Source organism: Serratia surfactantfaciens, from assembly GCF_001642805.2.
In the GTDB taxonomy this organism is placed as follows: domain Bacteria; phylum Pseudomonadota; class Gammaproteobacteria; order Enterobacterales; family Enterobacteriaceae; genus Serratia; species Serratia surfactantfaciens.
In genome coordinates this window covers 3,325,755-3,345,581 of record NZ_CP016948.1, presented here as the reverse complement: position 1 = coordinate 3,345,581, position 19,827 = coordinate 3,325,755, and the positions used below count along the sequence as shown (strand labels likewise).

22 protein-coding genes are annotated in these 19,827 nt (G+C 56.3%); 13 read left to right on the top strand and 9 right to left on the bottom strand.

What is annotated here, in order from left to right; translation table 11 throughout:
* Nucleotides 1-55: 55 nt before the first annotated feature.
* Complete coding sequence (locus ATE40_RS15755; RefSeq protein WP_063919941.1) at nt 56-571, top strand: DUF1543 domain-containing protein; 516 nt, start codon at nt 56-58, stop codon at nt 569-571.
* Here ATE40_RS15755 and ATE40_RS15750 read toward each other — a convergent pair.
* Nucleotides 566-1,492, bottom strand: coding sequence for a LysR substrate-binding domain-containing protein (locus ATE40_RS15750; RefSeq protein ID WP_063919940.1), 927 nt, complete (start codon nt 1,490-1,492; stop codon nt 566-568). The two genes, ATE40_RS15755 and ATE40_RS15750, sit on opposite strands and share 6 nt — an antisense overlap.
* A gap of 85 nt (nt 1,493-1,577) precedes the next feature.
* Between ATE40_RS15750 and ATE40_RS15745 the strand changes: the two genes are divergently transcribed.
* Complete coding sequence (locus tag ATE40_RS15745) at nt 1,578-2,078, top strand: GNAT family N-acetyltransferase (protein ID WP_063919939.1); 501 nt, start codon at nt 1,578-1,580, stop codon at nt 2,076-2,078.
* Between the two features lie 70 nt (nt 2,079-2,148).
* On the opposite strand, the gene ATE40_RS15740 is transcribed toward ATE40_RS15745, so the two are convergent.
* Nucleotides 2,149-2,883: a class I SAM-dependent methyltransferase gene (locus ATE40_RS15740; protein ID WP_063919938.1), complete on the bottom strand. Its 735-nt coding sequence runs from the start codon at nt 2,881-2,883 to the stop codon at nt 2,149-2,151.
* Nucleotides 2,884-2,983: 100 nt separating this feature from the next.
* Between ATE40_RS15740 and ATE40_RS15735 the strand changes: the two genes are divergently transcribed.
* The 6 genes from ATE40_RS15735 (at nt 2,984) to ATE40_RS15710 (ending at nt 9,301) form a co-directional block, all read left to right on the top strand.
* Entirely contained in the window at nt 2,984-3,436 is a 453-nt protein-coding gene (locus tag ATE40_RS15735; protein WP_084799208.1) for a GNAT family N-acetyltransferase, read from the top strand.
* 567 nt (nt 3,437-4,003) lie between these two features.
* Complete coding sequence (locus ATE40_RS15730; RefSeq protein ID WP_080062487.1) at nt 4,004-4,669, top strand: DUF1120 domain-containing protein; 666 nt, start codon at nt 4,004-4,006, stop codon at nt 4,667-4,669.
* Between the two features lie 160 nt (nt 4,670-4,829).
* The gene (locus ATE40_RS15725) at nt 4,830-5,468 is read left to right on the top strand and encodes a DUF1120 domain-containing protein (protein WP_063919936.1); all 639 of its coding nucleotides are present in this window, start codon (nt 4,830-4,832) and stop codon (nt 5,466-5,468) included.
* Nucleotides 5,469-5,516: 48 nt separating this feature from the next.
* A complete protein-coding gene (locus ATE40_RS15720; protein WP_063919935.1) occupies nt 5,517-6,152 on the top strand; it encodes a DUF1120 domain-containing protein in 636 nt (211 codons plus the stop codon).
* A gap of 133 nt (nt 6,153-6,285) precedes the next feature.
* Nucleotides 6,286-8,601 carry a fimbria/pilus outer membrane usher protein gene (locus ATE40_RS15715; RefSeq protein WP_244889050.1) on the top strand — a complete coding sequence of 772 codons (2,316 nt, stop codon included), beginning with the start codon at nt 6,286-6,288 and terminating at the stop codon, nt 8,599-8,601.
* A 16-nt stretch (nt 8,602-8,617) separates the two neighbouring features.
* Complete coding sequence (locus ATE40_RS15710) at nt 8,618-9,301, top strand: fimbria/pilus chaperone family protein (RefSeq protein ID WP_063919934.1); 684 nt, start codon at nt 8,618-8,620, stop codon at nt 9,299-9,301.
* 47 nt (nt 9,302-9,348) lie between these two features.
* Here ATE40_RS15710 and ATE40_RS15705 read toward each other — a convergent pair whose 3' ends face one another.
* The 6 genes from ATE40_RS15705 to ATE40_RS15680 are packed head-to-tail and all read right to left on the bottom strand — an operon-like array spanning nt 9,349 to nt 15,281.
* Nucleotides 9,349-10,650, bottom strand: a complete 1,302-nt coding sequence (locus tag ATE40_RS15705) for an anaerobic sulfatase maturase (RefSeq protein ID WP_063919933.1) — start codon at nt 10,648-10,650, stop codon at nt 9,349-9,351.
* A gap of 14 nt (nt 10,651-10,664) precedes the next feature.
* Entirely contained in the window at nt 10,665-10,997 is a 333-nt protein-coding gene (locus ATE40_RS15700) for a DUF202 domain-containing protein (RefSeq protein ID WP_015378846.1), read from the bottom strand.
* Nucleotides 10,994-11,326 (bottom strand): YidH family protein, encoded by a 333-nt coding sequence (locus tag ATE40_RS15695; RefSeq protein WP_015378845.1) that lies wholly within the window; start codon nt 11,324-11,326, stop codon nt 10,994-10,996. The genes ATE40_RS15700 and ATE40_RS15695 overlap by 4 nt, the downstream gene beginning before the upstream one ends.
* Entirely contained in the window at nt 11,323-12,039 is a 717-nt protein-coding gene (locus ATE40_RS15690; protein ID WP_015378844.1) for a GntR family transcriptional regulator, read from the bottom strand. The genes ATE40_RS15695 and ATE40_RS15690 overlap by 4 nt, the downstream gene beginning before the upstream one ends.
* A 54-nt stretch (nt 12,040-12,093) precedes the next feature.
* Nucleotides 12,094-13,839, bottom strand: a complete 1,746-nt coding sequence (locus ATE40_RS15685; protein ID WP_063919932.1) for a sulfatase — start codon at nt 13,837-13,839, stop codon at nt 12,094-12,096.
* A gap of 29 nt (nt 13,840-13,868) precedes the next feature.
* Entirely contained in the window at nt 13,869-15,281 is a 1,413-nt protein-coding gene (locus ATE40_RS15680) for a PTS transporter subunit EIIC (RefSeq protein WP_063919931.1), read from the bottom strand.
* Nucleotides 15,282-15,607: 326 nt separating this feature from the next.
* Here ATE40_RS15680 and ATE40_RS24965 point away from each other — a divergent pair, with 326 nt between their 5' ends.
* The 4 genes from ATE40_RS24965 (at nt 15,608) to ATE40_RS15665 (ending at nt 18,010) form a co-directional block, all read left to right on the top strand.
* Nucleotides 15,608-16,204, top strand: a complete 597-nt coding sequence (locus ATE40_RS24965) for a trypsin-like peptidase domain-containing protein (RefSeq protein ID WP_244889049.1) — start codon at nt 15,608-15,610, stop codon at nt 16,202-16,204.
* 5 nt (nt 16,205-16,209) lie between these two features.
* The gene (locus ATE40_RS24960; protein ID WP_244889048.1) at nt 16,210-16,623 is read left to right on the top strand and encodes a S1C family serine protease; all 414 of its coding nucleotides are present in this window, start codon (nt 16,210-16,212) and stop codon (nt 16,621-16,623) included.
* A 150-nt stretch (nt 16,624-16,773) separates the two neighbouring features.
* The gene (locus ATE40_RS15670) at nt 16,774-17,538 is read left to right on the top strand and encodes a winged helix-turn-helix domain-containing protein (RefSeq protein ID WP_063919930.1); all 765 of its coding nucleotides are present in this window, start codon (nt 16,774-16,776) and stop codon (nt 17,536-17,538) included.
* Nucleotides 17,522-18,010 carry a hypothetical protein gene (locus tag ATE40_RS15665; RefSeq protein ID WP_063919929.1) on the top strand — a complete coding sequence of 163 codons (489 nt, stop codon included), beginning with the start codon at nt 17,522-17,524 and terminating at the stop codon, nt 18,008-18,010. The genes ATE40_RS15670 and ATE40_RS15665 overlap by 17 nt, the downstream gene beginning before the upstream one ends.
* Nucleotides 18,011-18,052: 42 nt before the next feature.
* Here the strand turns inward: ATE40_RS15665 and ATE40_RS15660 are convergent, their stop codons facing one another.
* Nucleotides 18,053-18,772: a winged helix-turn-helix domain-containing protein gene (locus ATE40_RS15660; RefSeq protein ID WP_063919928.1), complete on the bottom strand. Its 720-nt coding sequence runs from the start codon at nt 18,770-18,772 to the stop codon at nt 18,053-18,055.
* 413 nt (nt 18,773-19,185) lie between these two features.
* Between ATE40_RS15660 and ATE40_RS15655 the strand changes: the two genes are divergently transcribed.
* The gene (locus ATE40_RS15655; RefSeq protein WP_063919927.1) at nt 19,186-19,737 is read left to right on the top strand and encodes a fimbrial protein; all 552 of its coding nucleotides are present in this window, start codon (nt 19,186-19,188) and stop codon (nt 19,735-19,737) included.
* Nucleotides 19,738-19,827 lie beyond the last annotated feature (90 nt).

Genomic DNA, 19,827 nt, shown 5'->3' with positions numbered 1-19,827 from the left:
TGTTTCGTTATGTATTAATTTATACAGCGATTATCACCAAGGAGAGCAGAATAACATGCCGGGATTATTGATGTTTTATGTGGGCGGTACGGCGCCGGGCGCCAATATTGAGTTGCACGACGTGCAGTTTGCGGCGGCGGATCGGCCGGAAGAGGCTTACCCGCTGCTGCGTGAAAAGTGGTTTGGCGACAAGCGCAAGGTGCATGTCGACGGCTATGCGCGCATCGACTGGGCGGACGGTTACGACGTAAGCCTGGAACCTGCGCCGTTCGCCGGTGAAGAGAAGCTGTTTTTCGTCAATGTGGGCGGTTACCGCAGCGATGAGCTGGCGGAACTGCACCAGTTCGGCCTGTTCGTGGCGCGTTCCGCCGATGAGGCTAAAGACAAAGCCAAGCGGGTGTTGCTGAGGGACAGCGCGCAGCAACACAAGGATGATCTGGCTGAAGTGGACGACTGCCTGCTGCTGCAGGCGCTGCAGGGTTATCACGTTCATCTGCGGGCCAACCCGCACGGCAAGCCGGCCCGGCCGCTGTGGCAGGGGTATCTGCCGATCGGCGAACCGGCGTTATAACGCCGCCAGCGCCTGCAGCTGTTGCCGCAACCAGCGGCAGGCCTCCGGTCTGCCGTTCTTACGGTGCAGGTAGATTTTGATCTGATACGGCGGCACCGGAAACGGCAGGGGGTGGACATCCAGTACCGCCGCCTGGCGTAATTTTTGCGCGGCGTAGCGCGGCATGCTCATCACCAGTTCGCTGTCGGCGACGATGAACGGTGCACCCAGCAATGAAGGCGTGCGAATGGCGATATCGCGTTGCAGCCCCAGTTTGTCGAGCTGATAGTCAATGACGCCGCGCTGCTCGTTCCACGGCGTCACCACCAGATGGCGCGCCCGCAGGTAATTTTCCAACGTCAGTTCGCCGTATCTTGCGCTGAACGCGGGCGAACAGACCGCCACATACTCATCCTCCAGCCAGCTCACCTCGTCGATCTCCGGGTAGCTTTCGCCGTCGGTTTCGGTAAAGCCCAGCGCGAAATCGATGCGCCCCGCCAGCAGATCGTTCAGCGCCACTTTGCGCTCGGAATAGCGCAGCTGAAATGACAGCCCAGGCGCCAGACGCTGCATCTGCGCCATCAGCGCCGGAAACACCGCGAAGGCGGTGTAATCGGTAACGGCGAAAGTGAAGCTTTCCCGGCTTTCGGCGGGGATGAAGCGCGGGCGCGGATGCAGCCCTTTAGACAGCAGCGCCAGGCTTTCGCTGACGGTAGGAGCCAGGCTGTCGGCATACACCGTCGGGTGCATGTCGTTGCCGACCCGGTAGAACAGCTCGTCCGCCAGCGCCTTGCGCAGCCGGATCAGCGCGTGGCTCAGCGCCGATGCGCTGAGGGCCAATTCTGCGGCGGCGCGTGTCACCGACCGCAGCCGATACACCGCCTCGAACACCAGCAGCAGGTTGAGATCGAGACGTTTCAAATCCAGATGCATGATATTCATTACCTGTTGATGAAAATGCAGTTCATACAGTATTGGAGGCGCTATATGCTGGCAAGCACAGTCATCAATACACTCAGGATTCACCATGACCATTGAGATTTACTCGGCGCAAAAAAGCGATGCCAAACTGATTCTGGATATGATTATCGAGCTGGCGGTGTACGAAAAGGCGCGCGAGCAGGTGCTGGCCAGCGTGGAAGATATCGAACGCAGCCTGTTTGGGCCGGGGGCCTGTTCAGAAGCGCTGATTTGTACGGTGAACGGCGAGCCGGCGGGCTATGCGGTGTTCTTTATGAGTTACTCCACCTGGCTGGGTAAAAACGGCATCTATCTGGAAGATCTGTACGTGGCGCCGAAGCATCGCGGCGCGGGCGCCGGTAAAACCCTGCTGCGGCACATCGCCCGGCTGGCGTGCGAGCGGCAGTGCGGCCGCCTGGAGTGGAGCGTGCTGGACTGGAATCAACCGGCCATCGATTTCTACCTCAGCATCGGCGCTCAGCCGCAGGGCGAGTGGGTGCGCTATCGCATGGAGGGCGAGGCGCTGACGCACTTCGCGGCGCACGGGGCGGCGCTGCCGGCGCAATAGCCGTTGGGGGGAGGCGGCCTCCCCAAATTTGGCGGTGTTAATGGTGTACTGCGGGTAAATCAGGCAAGCATCAGGCGGGTTTGCGGGCGGCGAGAATGAAGATCATCGGGCGTTCCTGCTCTTCGTCCAGCGCCGGATTAGCGGCGATTTGCTGCGCGCTGGGGCCCCATTCGTTCAAATGCGCAATGATGAACCCCTGCTGCACCAGCAGATTGATATAGCTGCCGAGCGTGCGGTGCTGCTTGATGACGCCTTCCGCCAGCCAGTTGGAGACGCGCTGGCCTTCCCGTTGGTAGCCGTTGACCGGCCAGGATTTCTGCCCGTTGCCGTCGGTCAGCCAGCCCTGCTGCGCCGGGGCGGTGTAGATCGGGTGCTCGGCGGTGAAGATAAACTGCCCACCGGGTTTCAGCGCGGCGTAAACCATGGCGAACAGCGCGGCCAGATCTTCCAGGTAGTGCAGCGTCAGCGAGCTGTAGACCAGATCGTAACTTTCCGGTGGCAGCTGCAGCTGCGCCAAATCTTGCCGACAATACTCGATGCCCGCGTCGGCAGTCATCTCCTGCGCTTTGGCCAGCATCTTTTCCGAGACGTCCAGCCCCAGTACGTTGGCGGCGCCCTGTTCGCGCGCGCTGCGGCAGAACCAGCCGTAGCCGCAGCCGAGATCGACCACGCTTTTGCCTTGCAAATCCGGCAGGATACGGCGGATGGCGGGCCATTCCGGCGCGCCGTCCAGGCCGTGCTGCGAACGGCTGAGCTGCGCGTAGCCTTCGAAAAAGGCCTGATTGTCATAGATGTTTTGCGTCATGATGACTCCTTGGGGTGAATGACGGCGGCGGAATGCCACTGCCATACTCTGCATATTGCTGCATAATTCTACGCTGACAACATGAATAACGGGAATGACGATGGACATGATTTCGGTGCGGCAAGCGCCCGAGCTGGCGCCGCGCGCCATTGCATATTTTCAGCGGCACTGGGCCACGGCAGAGACGCTGATGATGTATGAAGACGCTATCAACCGCAGCCTCGGCGCCGCCAACCCGCTGCCGCAGTGGTACCTGCTGATGGAAAATGACCAGATCCTCGGCTGTGCGGGGCTGATTACCAACGACTTTATCAGCCGCGGTGAGCTGTATCCCTGGCTGTGTGCGCTCTACGTAGAGGAAACGCAGCGCGGCCGGGGCTGCGGCGCCAAGCTGATTGAGCATGTGGCGGCGGAAACTCGCCGGTTGGGCTTCCCGCAGCTGCACCTGTGCACCGATCTGGAGGGTTACTACGAGCGTAATGGCTTCGTTTATAACGGGCTCGGCTATCACCCCTGGGGAGAAGCCTCGCGGGTCTATTCGCGGGCGCTGTAAACCGCTCGTTGTTTGCCAATTCGGTCCGATGGTTATCCTGATGGGATTGCGGTTGTGTTTCATCTGCCGTGCCGAATATTTTCAGCTCATTCCCGCAATGAGAAAACGGCGCAGAGAGAAACGAGAGCCTTTGTCGTTACATCTGAGGGGGGAGTGACGGCATATCATCATTCATTTTTTGTTGGATCTATATTAATTATTTATGTGAGTTATCATTTGGGCTGTTTTTCGGTTTTAATGTACTGTGTATATTTTTAATGTGTGGCTGTGGCGGTTAATTAAATGTAATTATCATGGGGCGTTTGTCTGTCTGTTGGTATGATTTTATTGTTTTTTAGTCGTCTCAGCCTATTTTTTTCTACTTATTCTGCTATATGCTCTGAATTTTCCTCCGTATTTGGTTTTATATTTCAATTGTTGTTCCGGGACGCTAAATTGGCATTTCCTGCATCGTCGCTGGCATTGATGCAGGTGAAGCCGTGCTGAGAAATAAAAATTGATGGTTATCTAATGAGAGAACGTTTATCGCTTCTGCGTCAGGGGAAGTGAGAACTATTTGTCTCATCGATGGCTTGCGTAATTGCAAGCGTGCGGATTAATGGGAATGGAAACCACGCTGGGATGAAAAAGAGACTGTTGCAAACAAGCCTGATCGCTTTATGGGTTCTTTTTTCCGGTCAACTTATCGCTGCGCCTTCGGCTGAGTTGAAAGTATCCGGGAAAATAAAACATTCAGGATGCACCGTTATCGCCGGTAATGACGGCGTTTATGATTATGGCGCCGTGCGGGGAGGCGCTCGGGGTGAGGCGCAGAGATTACCGACCTTGAAACAAACCTGGCAGGTACGCTGTGAAGGCGATACTTATCTGGCCATCATTCCGACGGATAACCGCGCGGCCAGCCGCAATGAGCCGGATCTGCGCCGTTTCGGGCTGGGCAATGCGCCGGATGGGCAACCCGTTGGCTATTTTCTGTTGGGGCTGTCTCACTCTGCCGTAAACGGCTTCCCGGCTACGTTGCGTTCACGCAATGCGTCAGTGCCGCCGAACACTGAAGCCGCGCTGATTTCCGGTGAGCGTACCGATTGGTTGCTGGCGGATGCGACGCGCGCCGCCGGCCAGACCTACACCATGGATATTTCAGTGACGCCGGTTCTGGACGCCAATATTCTCGCCGTCGATAAAGTGGGGCTGGACGGCTCTGTCACGTTGAATTTCGTTTTCGGGCTCTGAATAACAAGCAATAAGTGCGCAGCGTCAATTCATGCATTGTTTTTACGCCGGCATGGGTAACGACAGTGAATTTGAGTGGCAAAACGGGGTTTATCTCCGCTTAACATCCTGTCATCTGTTTTGAACGGGATAATATTAACTATGAGTATGGATATTCATGATGAAAAAAACAGTAATCTCTGCAAGCATCGCCGCAATCCTGATGATGGCGAATCAGGTCTCTGCGGCCTCTATGTCGCCGGAATTGAAAGTGAAAGGGCAAATGGCGGTGCCATCCTGTGAGGTGTCCATCACCAACGACGGTGTTTTCGAACTGGGTAAGTTGTCCAATGGGTTAATCAACTCAGCGGCGGCCACGGCGTTAGCCAAGTCGCAAAAGCAGCTGGTCGTTAATTGCGAGGCCGAAACCTTCCTGAATTTCACCGTGGTCGATAACCGTGAGGGGACCGCCAGTGCAACCGGCAGCGCTCACTTTGGCCTGGGGGGCGTCAATGGCGACGGCAAGCTCGGCTATTATAAAGTCAACGTCCTCAGCGCTGGGGTTAATGGCATACCTTCGGCGCTGTTCAGCGTGAAGAAAGGCACCACGGCGTTCACCACCGTCAGTTCCGCCTATATCGATAAAAACAACATCACCGGCTGGGCAAAGTCGGGCAACGTACAAAACAGCGGCAAGCTGTTTACCGCCATGCTGGAGGTTGAGCCTTATCTGGCCTCGGCCAAAGACATGAAGGGCCCAATTACCGATAACGTCAAACTGGATGGCTCTTCCACGCTCAGTTTCGCGTACGGCATTTGAGTGCCTGAGAAAGTTCTTTGGATTGAAGCGATATAAGGATGTCGACTGATGAATAAAATTGCATTGCGTGTGATGGTAGCGTCCACGCTGCTTGTTGCCGGGGGCAGTCTGGCCGCCGGCCCGAGCGCGGAAATCAAAGTGGTGGGGGAGCTGGTGGCGCCGACCTGTGAGGTGTCACTCCCTAACGACGGGGTTTTTGATTACGGCAGCATCAACCATACGAAAATCAACAGGGACAAAGCGGTCAGCCTGGGGATAAATGGTAACGGCACCATGAAGGTGAAATGCGATGCCGAAACGCCGATGACCTTCAACGTTATCGACAACCGTCTGGGCACCGCCAGCGAGACGGGAAAAACCTTCGGTCTCGGTAGCATCAATAATACCGGCAAGCTGGGGTTCTATGCGGTAACAGCCTATCACCCGCAGATTGATGGCAAACTCGGTCGACTGTTCGTGACCCAGGACAGCACGATCACCTCCCCAACGGGTAGCGTACAACTCGAACACGGCAAGCGCGTGGGCTGGGCTTCAAATGCCAATACGCTGGCCATCGGCAAGACCTTCACCGCAATACTCAGTGTGGAGGCCTTCCTGGCCAAAAGCGGCGATATGCACGGCGGTATCGGCGAAGGCACGAGTCTGGACGGCTCCACCACGCTGGATTTCGCGTTCGGACTGTAATGTCTGATGGGTAACGCAAGGGGGAGGGTTCTCCCCCTTTTTCTGAATCTGTCGCTCCCGGCATTAACCCAGAGAAGATGACGTGTCTATCAGGCAAAGGGCATCGGCATTGCTGTTTTTGTTGGTCTGGCCGATGACGAAAACCGCTGCCGCCGGATTTGATGTCAAAACCCTGGCGCAGCTGGGGTACAACGCGGATATCGCCGAATTTTTCAATACCGCCCGGTTTTTGCCGGGCGTGCACCGGGTGACGCTGGAGGTCAATGCGGCGCAGCGTTACCAGGAAGAGGTGCGTTTCGATGCGCAGGGGGCGCTGTGTCTGGATGAAAGCCTGGCGCAGACGCTGCGTTTGCGGGTCACGCCGCCGCCGGGGGCCTGCGAACGTTTCGATTCGCACTGGCCGCAGGCGGTGGTGCAGGTGTTTCCCGGCGCCTTTCGGGTGGAAATCACCCTGCCGGAGGCGGCGTTCGATGCGGACAAACTGCGCAGCGAGCAGTCGGGCGGCCATGCGGTGCTGCTGAACTACGACCTGTACGCCAACCGGCGTCAGGGGCGCTACGGCAATCAGCAGACGCTGCAGGCGATGCTGGAGCCGGGCGTCAACCTGCGCAACTGGGTGCTGCGCAATCGCTCAAGCTACAGCAACGACGAGAGCGGCAGCCGGCTCGAGGTATACGAGACCTCGGCGAGCAAAGACTTTCCCGCCTGGGGGGCGGTGGTTCAGCTCGGCGAGTTCAGCGCCGGCGGCGCGCTGAGCGGCAACGTGCCGCTCAGCGGCGGACAGCTGCTTTCCCTGACGGCCGGCGCGCCTGATGCGGCGCTGACGGTGCCGCTGCAGGGCAGCGTGGCGAGCCCGGCGACGCTGGAGGTCAAACAGCGCGGGCAGGTGATGTACCGCACCCTGCTGCCGGCCGGGCCGTTTTCGCTGAGCGAGCTGGGGCCGGTGATGGCCGGGGTGGAGGCCGAGGTCACGTTGACGGAAACCGACGGGCGGCGGCAACGCTTTACGGTCACCCCCGACGCCGGCGACCCGGCGGGCCGGGCGGGCGGCTATCGGCTGGCGGCGGGGCGCTACCGCCCGTACGGCGCCGGGCGAGAGGGCGCCTCGCCGCCGGCGCTGCTGCTGGGTGAGCAGGCGTTCCGTCTCGGCCGGGGGCAGATAACGGCGGGCGGGCTGCTGGCGCGCACCTACCATCGGCTGGGCTGGCAGGGCAGTGTGAGTGACGACGCCGGCAACTGGCTGTCGGGCGGCGCGACCTTCACCCGTGGCCGGCAGTCCGGCGTGCAGCTGGAGGCTCAGGGGCAGGTGGCGCTGGGGCCCCATCTGGCGCTGTCGCTGTCGTCGCAGTACCGCACCGAAGGCTTTCGGGACGCGGACGAAGGGCTGAACCCGCCCGCAGAGGCGGAAGGGGCGGCCCGGCAGCGCTACAACGGCGGGGCGGCGCTCTCCTGGCGCACCCTGAGCGCCGGGGCGCTGACCTACTCGCTGTCGCATGAACGCTATTACCGCGACAGCCGGCGCAGCTGGACCCATGCGCTGGCGTACGGCGTCAGCCTGGGAAGGGCGACGCTGAGCGTCAACCTGCAGTCTTCCGCTTACGACCGCGCGGCGGTCTACGCCGGGCTGAGCCTGCCCTGGGGGGCGGGCAGCGTCAGCAGCCGGCTGCAGTCGCGGCGCAACAATCAGCAGACGCTGGGCGGCAGCTGGCAGGGGCCGGTGAGCGAGCGGCTGAACGGCTATCTGGACGTGACGCGGGACGCGGACGGCGAGTACCAGGGCACCGGCAACCTGAGCGGCGAGACGGCGTATACCCGGCTGTCGCTGGGGGCCTCGCACAGCGGGCAGGGCAGTTCCTCGCTGTCGCTTGCATCGTCTGGCGGGCTGGGGGTGGCCAACGGCACCTGGGTGACGTCACCGCAGCGCATCGGCGACACCTTCGCGGTGATGAGGGTGGCGGGACAGTCGGGGGTCAGGGTGTCGGGCGGCGGCAGCGGCATGACGGATTTTGCCGGCGACGCGCTGCTGCCGATGCTGATGCCTTATATGCCGCTGCGCGCGCAGGTCGATACGCTGTCGCTTCCGCTGAACCTGCGGCTGGACAGCACCGAAGCGGCGTTCGAGCTGGCGCGCGGCACGGTGGCGGAGCGGCGTTTTCGGGTGACCGAAGTGCGCCAGCTGCTGCTGACCCTGCGGGATGAGAGCGGCGCGCTGCTGCCGACCGGGGCGTCGGTGCACGACGAGCGGGGGCAGCTGCTGGGTACACTGATAGGCGAGGGCAACCTGATGCTGGTGAATGACGATATCGGCAAGGCGCTGCGGGTGCGGCGTCTGAACATGAACGAATGCGTGGTGAGTTACGCGGTGCCGGCGGCGTTCGACCCGTCGGTGTTGTACGAAGAGGGCGATGGCGTCTGCCGTGCGGCGGGCGGCTCGTCCGATAATGGATGAGAAGAGAGGAGCAATCATGACGATAAAACGGAGCCTGGCGCAGCTGCTGGGCGGGCTGTGGCTGACGCTGGGGCTGGCGCATTCCGCCGGGGCGTCGTTTCAGCTGGAGAGCATGGGCATCGTGCTGGAGGAGAACCCGGGGCGGGTGAGCTTCAGCATCAGGAACAGCTCGTCGGAGCCGATATTGCTGGCGACGAAGGTGGAGGATTTGGATGGCAAAGGGTTCAGCAAGGCGGTGCTGCTGTCGCCGCCGATAGCGCGCATCGAGGCGGGGCAGAGCCAGCAGGTGAACTTCGTGCTGAAGCCGGGTACGGCGCTGCCGCACGAGGTGATGCTGAAGGCGTCGTTCGAGGGGATAGGGCAGGCGGTGGACAACAGCGCGCGGATGCCGGTGCGTCAGAGCATCGGGCTGATATTGCAGCCGAAATCGGTGGCGGTGAGCAAGACGCCGTGGGACGACCTGCGGTTGAGCGCGGCGGACGGTCGGCTGACGCTCACCAACGGCGGGTTGCACGTGGTGCGGCTGGCGCCGCAGCTGACGCTGCAGCCGTCGGGCAAGGTGGTGACGCTGGAGAACTACTACCTGATGGCGGGCGAGACGCAGACGCTGGCGGTGGAAGGGCGACCGACGTCGGTGATGATCACGCCGCTGAGCCGCTACGGCTTCAAGCAGGACGCGGTCACGCTGGCGGTGAAGTAGCGTGACGCAAGTTAAGGAGCCCGGTGACGTTTACCGGGCTTTTGGGCTTATTTTTTCGCACCGCAGCACTTCTTATGCTTTTTACCGCTGCCGCATGGGCAGGGAGCATTGGGTTTGGCGCTGCCGGCGCCGGCCCGCTGTTCCTGAGCCAACGCGTACATGATGGCCTGTTCCGGGTAGCCGTTGGCGAGCAAGTCCTTCATCAGGTTCATTTCGCGAGAGATATGCCGGAAGAAATGCTTGTACCCCGGGCAGAGATAGTTATGCCCCGGATGGCCGGACGGCGACACGGCGAAGCGGTGTTTGGGGCATCCGCCGTGGCAGACGAACCTGAATTCGCATTGGCGGCAATCCGGCGTTAGCGACGTCTTTTTCGCGCGGCCGAACACATGCGCCTGCTCGCTGTTATTCAAGGTGCGGATATCTTGCTGATGAATATTCCCCAGCCGATGCTCCGGATAGACGAAGTGATCGCAGTTATACAGATCGCCGTTGGCTTCCAGAGCGAAGGCGTGCCCACAGGTTTCGGCGAATACGCACAGCACCGGCGGCTGTTCGCACCAGGCGGATAGCGCCACGTCAAACATCTGTACAGAGACGCGCCCGACATCCCGCCGCACCCAGATATCGAAAATCTGATTGAGAAACTCGCCGTATTGCCAGGCTGGCACAGTCCAGGGCGCCAGCGTGGCGGCGCTTTCGCCCGGCATGACCAGCTTCAGCGCGGTGCTCTCCGCCGTACTCAGGCGTTCAACCAATGGAATGAATTGAATATGGCGAGAGCCTGCGGCCAAAAGAAATTCGTAAACCTCGCGCGCCTGGCCGACGTTATGCTTACCGACGACGGTAAGCGTGTTGAATTCGACGCCGTGTTCTTGCAGCAGAGTGAGGGCGGCCAGTACCTGGGCGTGGGTGCCTTTGCCCGAGCGCGAGGTACGGTAACGATCGTGCAGCGCTTGCGGGCCGTCGATCGAAATGCCGATCAGGAAGCGGTGTTCGGCGAAAAAGCGCGCCCACTCATCGTTCAGCAATAGCCCATTGGTTTGCAGCGCGTGTTGAATGCGCTTGCCGCCGGCATATTTTTGGCACAGTTCGACGATGCGCCGGAAAAAAGGCAACCCCATCATGGTGGGCTCCCCGCCCTGCCAGGAGAACATCACCTGCTCGCCATCCTGAGCATGGATATGCTGTTGAATATACAGCGCCAGCGTTTCATCTGACATGCGCCAGTTCTGCTGGCGTTCGGGATAAAGCGCCTCTTTTTCAAGATAAAAACAGTAGGTGCAGTCGATGTTGCAAACCGATCCGGTGGGCTTCGCCATCACCAGACAACCGTGGGTAGCCGTCATTGAATACTTCCTTCCTATAACAGCATGAGCGCACTGTGCAGCGCGAGACCCAGCGCATTGAACAAGAGGGCGAGGCTGAGCAATCTTTTAAACCACGCCGACCAGACAAGCGGGAGCGCCATCGCGCCCATCAGCGATTTTTGCCGAACAAAAGAGCCAAATACCAACAGCATCGCCACGAAAAAAGAAGCGCAGCCCAGTGCGGCGAGCACATATTCTTCGCGGTAAAGGCCGGTACGCGCGGTGATAAGCGCCAGCAGCAATAGAGAGAATGCGGTTCTCTGCCACGCCAGCGCCGTTCTTTCCGGCTGCAGGCCAGGATCGCGCTGCGGACAAGCGGCGTTCATGGCCGAACCAATGTGGCCAGCGTCAGCAATATCCCTGCCGCCAGACCCGTGCTGAGCCAAATCAGCAGGCGTGGATAGCCTAAGGCTTGTTCATGCCGCATTGCTTTCTCGTTGCCCGCCCAGCGATGGTAGGCGTAGCAGGCCAGCGCCGCCGCCGTAAGCGCCAGCACGATGATCAACACCTTCAGCGATGTTGAGTCCGTCAACTGATCTAGGCCGACGGCGGCGGCCATAAAGGTCAGCGCGGTGCGGATCCAGGCCAGAAAGGTGCGTTCATTAGCTAATGTAAACCGGTAATCCGGTGATTTTCCCTGCGTCCACCAGCTCATTTGCTGTTCTCGACGATGTATTGATAGTAACGCGCGATATGCTTGGCGATGGTGTATTCCACCAGTAGGCCCTGCTCGTTGTACCCTTTGCGGGTTTTGACCAGCAGCGGCACCGAGGGGGAAACGCCGAGGATTGCGCAGTCTTCCGGCGTCGGCAGTTCGGCCGTGATGATGTCCTCGAAGGCATCGATGTTTTCGTTGTGCTGTTCCAATGCGCAGTACAACCCTTTTTCCAGATCCGACAACGTCAGCGTGTTTAAACGCGGGGTCAGATAGATATAGTTGACCTGCGCCGGTTCCTCGTTTTGGCGGTAAATGGTGCGCGTCAGCAGTAGCGCGTTGTCGGCGTCGAACAACTGCGCGATAGGCTCCGGCGGCTGCACAGGGGCCAGGGACAGATTGTTGCGTGCTATCGCCTCCGTTTGCTGGCCGTCGATCAAGCTGATTCGGGTCTTGACGCTCTGCTTTTCCGATGTGCTGATGACCATGGTGCCGATGCCGGCCTGACGTTTGACCAACCCTTTTGCGACCAGTTCGGCCAGCGCCCGCCGCGCGGTGATGCGACTGACGCCGAACATTTCTTCAAACTCGGCTTCTGTCGGCAGTACGTCGTTCTTCCGATATTCGCCGTTTTTCAGCTTCTCCAGCAGGATGTCATACAGCTGGGCATACAGCGGCTTGGCGCCGCGCGAGTAGTCCAGTTCTTGTCCCATCGTTAATTTTCCTTCTGTTCTGCAGTCGCCCCGCCGAAAGGGCGGGGCGACCTCTCAATCAAGCCGCATTTCCAGCGCCAGTTTATAAAACACGCCGGCGTGCTGTTCTGGCGGGACTTCTTGCTGCACGAAGGCCCACAGATCGGCGGTGGTCCATGAGGATTTGGCGGAAGCATTCAGTTTATCAATTATTGCCGTTTGATGAGTGCCTTCCAGATGTTGCATCAGGGCCAACATACCGTAGCGCACCTGCGGCGCATAATCTTTGAAAACCGGCACCCAGTCCGGATCGGCGCCCAACAGCGGAGAAGCGGGGTCCGACAATTGGTAGCGTGCCCAGAGTTCCGGCGGCGCGTCGCTTTGTTCCAGCATGCAACGGATGGCGGACAGCAGGCGTTCGGCGACGGCGGCATCCCGGCACTGACGATCCTGCTTCGGATTTTCCGCCAGGTCATACAGCCGGTGCCCGAAGCGATCGGCGCCCCGGGTCATCACCGAAGAAGCGGGGATGCGCAACACCTGGCAGCCCTTGGTGAAACGGAATCCCGGATGCAGCGTCATGTGCCGGAGTTCTTCAGGGGACAGCCGGCGGTTGATGCTGGTGGGCATCAGGGTGTATTCGAACAGATCCTCGGCGCCGTGTACCTGCGGTGAACGCATATAGACATAGCGGCCGTCGGTAATGTTGATATGGCAGCCGTGGTAGCCGAACAGCGCATAGTCGCGTATCGGCGTATCGTCGCAAATCGCCGGCACCAGAGAGGCGCCTTGCATATCCGCCGGCTTGTCCAGCTTGAAGAAATCCAGCAGCGTGGCGGGAATGTCGATGGTTTGCGCCAGCGCCTGCCGCGCTTCGCCGCGATAAGGGTGCTCGGGATGCCAGATGAAGAAGGGGATATTCGCCACTTCGTTATACAGCGGCATGATATTTTTGCCCCACCACTCATGCTCCCCCAACAGGAAACCATGGTCGGTGTTGACGATCAGCAGGGTATCCCGCCATAAATCGTATTTGTCCATGTAGTCCAGGACCTTGCCGACATAGGCGTCCACCATGGTCAGCAAGGCCAGGTAGTACTTCTGAATGGCGTCCTTGCGTTCTTCGCTTTCGGTGACGAAGTAATAGGGCGGCCAGCCGTCAAAAACGCTGGCGTCGTCAATGCCGTACATCCGCAGGTATTTTTCCGGCACGAAAAACGGCTCGTGGGGATCGAAGCACTCCAGTTGCAGGAACCAGTTATCGGCCGCGTGGTTCTCGTCGATGAACGCCAGGCCTTTCTGGATGGTTCTGGCCAGCGGATGATCCTGCTCGTCCTTCATAAACTGCACGTTAATTTGATGCTGCGTGCGGCTGGCGATGCGGCGCTGTTTGATCTCTTCCGGCTCGCCGGATTCATAATGATAAATCGGCTTGTCGACCACGCCCTTCCAGGAGTCGCCCTCTTGCCCGCGCACGAACTCATAGGTGTTGTAACGGGAGTGGTAGGTGGCGCCGCCGTCGCGCCAGTAATGCTTGTGATCGGTAACCAGATGGGTGTGGATACCGTGCTTTTTCAGAATTTCCGGCATGGAGTCGTCAAAGGGCTCCAGCGGCGACCAGGACCGGTGCAGGAAATTATAGCGGCCGGTATGGATCTCGCGCCTGGCCGGCATGCAGGGCATGCTGCCGACGTAGAAATTGTCGAAACGCACCGTTCTTTCTTTCAGCCGCTGGAAGTTGGGCGTGATGGCCCGGTCGCTGCCATAGGCGGACAGCAAATGTTTGTTCAGTGAATCGAACATCAACATGATGGCTTTCATTTTTGCTCCCTTAACTGTTTGTCGTCCCGTCAGACGCTTTCCCGATCGTATTTGCGCAGCTTGCCCGTGATGTAAGTCAGCACAAAGGCCGCCAGGCAGCCGGTGAGCCAGGCGAAGATATACTGCAGATATTTGCCGTCGGCGATCAGCGGCAGGGCCGACAAACCTGCGGCGCCGACGCCATTGGTGGAGACGCCGAGCAACACGACCATCATGCCGCCGAAGCCGGCGCCGATAGAGCCGGTGATAAAGGCGAATCCCGCCGGAATATTCACACCGAAGATGGTGGGTTCCCCTACGGCGAGGATCGAGGTGGGAATGGCGCCTTTGGCGATCTTTTTCATCACCGGATCGCGGGTCAGCAGCAGCACCGCCGTGGCGGCGCCGACCATGCCTGCATTGGACATGATCTGGATGGCGAACAGCGGGGCATGTCCGGTCGCATTGATCATCTCCAGATGGATCGGGAACAGGCCATGGTGCAGACCGAGCGAAATCAGGAATGGGAACAGCGAGGCCAGCACGAAGCCGGCGGCCAGGCCACCCGTGGCCAGCAGGCCGTTCAAACTGTGCAGGATGCCGTTGGACAATAGGCCGGCGACGGGCATGATGGCGAACAGCAAGGCGCCGGCCATCACCGTCAGCACGATCGTCGGTGTCAAGACCACGTCCAGAATGTCGGGCACGACGCGACGCACCTGTTTTTCCAGCACGCACATTAGCCAGACGCAGAAAATAACGCCGATCAACCCGCCCTGGCCGGGGATTAACCCCAAAAGCGGCAGTTGGGGCGCGATGGTGATGGCGCCCAGCAGGCCGCCCATGATGGCGTTGCCGTTGAACTCTTTCGCCGTGGTGACGCCGGTATAGATGGCCAGGAAGTTGAACAGCGCTTTGGAAACGATATCAAGGAATTGGCTCAGGCCCAGCAGATGGCGCTGATCCAACACTATCTGGGCCGGAGAAAGCTCGCCGCTGGCCGCAATGGCGTGCGTCAGCGCATAGGAGGCGGCGGAGTTGACCAAGACGTTGTTCAGCCCCATCAAAATCCCGGCGGCGATCAGCGGCGGCAGGATGGGAACGAAAATGTTGGCGATGTGCTTCAACACGGCTTTGGTGCGCGTGGGTTTGCGGGATTTCTCGCGTGCCAGCGCCGCTTTTTGTTCTACGTCGCTCAGTGGCGCCGTTTGCCGGCCCGAGGCCAACAGTTCATTGATTACCGTCGCCACTTTAGACGACTTGCCCGGGCCGACAATCACTTGCAAAGTATCGTCTTCCACCACGCCCAGCACGCCTTCGATGCCTTTAAGCGCCTGAATATTCACTTTTGCAGGATCGACCAGGGTCATGCGAACCCGTGTCATGCAGTTAGTGACATGGCGTAAGTTATTTAAACCGCCGCTGTGCTCAACAATGGCGCTGCCAACAAGAGGGTAGTTCATCCAGAGGTTCCTTTTGGTTGTTGTCGCCATTTGTTATAACAATATAATGTTATCATGTTTGTGAGGGCGATCATACAATGCCGTTTTTTTATGCAGGAACGGAACAAAATAATGCGTGTGATGGGTTTAAAATTTAATTAAATCAGTATGTTGTTTTTTTCGGGGAGTTTGAAAGGTTCGCAGGGAAGGAGGAAAGGTGTTCAAACCAGGGGGAGCAGAGATTTGAGCCAGGGGCCGTTGACTGCGTCAATTTTCGCTTGTCAGTGTATTTAACCTTCGGTATGAAGAATGTTCTTATAAAAACCATTTGCCATTTTGAGGGTGCGATGAATAAAAAGGTTATTCATATGTTAATTGGCGTGTTTATTGGCGCAGTCGTCAGCACCCTCTATTTTAAGCAATTCGCTAACCAGAACCGGCAAAATGTGAATGAATTGTCACTGAGTATGGCGATAGAACGCGCGCTCCCATCCGTTGTATATATATATTCTAAAGATTGTAATGATGTTGTTTATGGTTGCCCGTTGGGCACCGGCGTTATTATGGACAATCGTGGGCATGTGGTGACGAATTATCATGTGGTCAATGGCGTCAAGAACATGGTGGCGTTGCTCAGCGACGCGACGGTAAGAGAAGCGATCGTCGTGGGCTACGACAAACTGACCGATTTAGCCGTGATGAAACTGGATCCTGTGGCGACCACGCCCATTCGTATCGATGAAGAAAAGAAAATCAAAGTCGGTGATTTTGTTTTGGCCATCGGTAATCCTTACAATCTGGTTGGCTCCGTTTCACACGGTATCGTTAGCGCTATTGGCCGCAGCGGCTTCGGCGTCATTGGCAGACAGACGTTTATTCAAACCGATGCGCCGATCAATAAGGTAACTCCGGCGGGCCACTGGTTAATGCATCTGGAGAAATGATCGGCATGAATACGTCGGTTTTCTCGGTAGATCAGGATCTGAATAGCGTAAAAGGCATCAGTTTTGCTTTGCCGGTGCGCCTGGTGAATAAGGTAATGAAAAAAATCGTGGCGGATGGGCGAGTCATTCGCGGCTGCATCGGCGTGGAAGCCGCTAATGTCTCCGCTATCCATGGAAAACTGGGGGGGCGATATAATGTGCGGGTGACAGGTGTAAAACACTCGGGGGCTGCGAGCGACGCCGGCTTACAGGAAGGCGATATCATTAATAAAGTTGCAGGGAAAGTGATTGATAATGCCCAGGAAGCTTTGAATATCTTTGCAGAGACGCCGCCGGGCCAACATGTTGAGGTTACGGTGGAAAGAAAAGGTAAAAACAGGGTTTCATCGCTGAAGGTTGAGGATTGTGATAACGAATAACCCAAGGAGATTCTCTGACAGAGAAAATAATATGATTTTTATAATCTTCAAATATAACCTCATGTATTAAAAGGTTAATTATTTTTATTAAGAATATTCCTATAAAAATTGCGTTGTGATATCATTTTAGCGTTCAATAAGAGGTGCGCTATGGCTTATGTGATAAACAACAGAATTATTTACCGGGATGATATCTCTGAGCTCTGCGTTATTGATGATGAACAATCTAAAGTCTCGTTAACGGCGACGGTTAATAGATTGTTGTTATTGTTTGTACGGAACGATAACAAAGTATTAAGCCGTGAATTTTTGCTGAGCCAGGTTTGGGGCAGCTATGGCCAAATAGAGTCGGGCAATAATCTGAATAATGCGCTTTCTCAGTTGCGCAAGGCGTTTACCGAACTGGGAGAAGGTGAAGTGTTGATCACCTTGCCAAAGCAGGGGGTTTTGCTTCAGGCGGGGGTTGCCCGCACGGATGAGACAGGAAACCAAGAAAAGCCTGAATTGAGTAAAATACTTATTGGGAAAGAGAATTCCCGGCGGATGGAGTATTTATGGCTCTGCGTGGCAATGGCTGTTTTTATCGGCGGCCTGGTGATGTTGGCTGTGGGGATGCGCCAGGTTTATATTCCGACGGCGAAGTTTATACCCGCTCAGCGTATTGAGAATTGTGAAATCGAAATAATTAACAGTCACCACAAGCTGGTGCGCACGAATATTTCGGTGCAGGATGTAAGGAACACCATCGCGGAAGGCGGCTTTGACTGCAATAAACCAGCAACGGTTTATTATTATAACGGCGGTGCGTTGGTTCTTAGCGCCTTGCACTCGATGGCAACCTTTTTCGCCTATTGCCCAGAAAATGAAAAAAACATTAACGCGGCCTGTGAGAATGTCTATGTTTTCAAAAAATAAAAAAACAATAAAAGGGGTGCTTGCATCACTGATAATTATTGGTGGGGGATTTATATTTTTCGGTATCTATCTGCAGTTTTTTGTTCCGATTATGCCGGAATGCAATGCGGTGATCCGCACCGATTATCATGATGAAAAACATTCGTTATCCAGAGTGTTGTTTGTCAGTATTGTCAATATAAATGCAAGAGAGAGCGCATTTATTATCAACGGCAGCGTGGCCTATAATAATGAGCGTTTTACCATAGCGCGCACCATTAGCATGACTTATACCGCGAATGAAGGGCGCTTCTTGCTGCGCCCGACAAACATCGTTCGACGCTCTAATGACGATAGCCACAATAATAAAGAAGTCGACAAGCTGTTCCCGGTGGTGGGGAAGGACATCTTGTTTACGGTCGAGAAGATCAATGATCAGCAATACATTTTTGCCGACAATCGTTCTCCTAATTTTATTTGCAACAAGCGTTGATGCCCTAACAAGGCACTATTTTGATGCCAGAAGAGTCTATGCCTACTGTTGCAGCTTTACCGTTTTGCACGCAGACAGGCCCTGTCTGGGGCAGTAGGTCATCACGGCCGCTGTGCTGTCGTCATCGGCAACCTGATTGTATAAATATACGCTGGCGCTGCTGTTGCAATCATAATCAAACTCGCTCAGCAGCCGCCTGGCCGAAGAAATATCCTGCGCACTGTCGATGGCGAACACGTTGCAGCTGCGATATTTACCAATAAAGCTCAGATCATTATTGGCAGTGTAATAATGCAACGCGACGCCGATGGCGATAAGGCCGACGGCCAAAGGCAGGAGAAGCAGAATGAGCGGTTTTATACGCCTGGTTTTCTTTTCCGTTAACGGATGCGCTTTCGGCGTTTCGCCATTATTTTCATCCTTTTCCTCCCCTAAAAGGGTTATCGACTCGGCGACGAACTTGAACCCTTGCCTTGGGTAAGTAACCAGAATGTCATCCTGGCCTAACTGAGCCAGCGTCTTGCGCAACCCTGAAATATAATTGCTCAGGTTATTGTTCGATGCCGTCAGGCCATGATTATTCCATACCTCATCCAGCAAACGCTCCCTCTCTACAATTTCATTATTGCACTCAATAAACAACGACAACAGTCGCTGTGAAGGTTTTAATAAAACCACGTTTTTATCATCGTTGTTCTTGTTGAGTGATAATGTCCCTTTATGCGCATCATAAATGATGGCGTTATTTATAATGTATTTCATGTTGCTCCCTGTAAATAATCTGTCCGTGCTTAATACTGTGGCTGCTGGCGTTTTTTTTCAACTGTCTCATGGCTATTGAAATTAGAATTTTCTTATATTGCATGGATAATGGGTTAATTAAACATGAATTGATCGGTTTTTTTATTTACAGGTCGGTTAATTTGCGCATTTAATCGGATTTAAAATCTATTTTTAAGGTTTTTAATTTATACATATTCTTAATTTTGTTTAATTTGCAGTTTTATATTTCAAGAAGTGAGCTGTGGTAGTAGATTGTCCTCACTGGTTTGAAGGCCAGAAACAGAAGGGTTCCTGTGCTGATACGGAAATGGCAGTAAGCCGGGAAGCATTATCTTCTGCAGATAAAGTGAGTCTTATTTAACTCTTTCTACTTACTAAGGAATGTAAGAACTATGAAACTGAACAACATCATGATGGCGGCAGCGCTTGCCTTTGGTCTGTCTTCTACTGCGTTTGCGGCCGACCAGGGTCACGGTAAAGTCACTTTCACCGGCGCTATTATCGATGCGCCGTGCTCTATTAACCCTGAGTCTATCGATCAGACCGTTGAGCTGGGCCAGATCTCCAAAGTGGCGCTGCTGAACGGCGGTAAATCTACGCCGCGCAACTTCGCTATCGATCTGGAAAATTGCACCTTTGAAAATGATGCGGTCACTGGTAACCCTCTGAAAAACAAGGTTACACTGACCTTTACCGGCATGGAATCCAAAGCCAATAACGGCCTGCTGGGTATTACCGGTACCGCGCAGGGCGCCAGCGTAGCCATTACCGACGGTTCCGGCCAGGTGATCAAGCTGGGCAAGGCAACCAAGGCGCAGGAGCTGCAAAATGGCTCTAACTCCCTGAATTTCGCGGCCTACCTGCAGGGTGATGTGGCTTCTGGTGCAGTACTGACTGAAGGTGAGTTCCAGTCAGTGGCCGACTTTACCCTGGCGTATAACTAAGCCACGTTAATTTCTTCAATATTGAAGTGAATTAAGCATGCTAATGCATGCGGGGTTCCCGCATGCATTTTTCAGAAACGCTTTATCAGG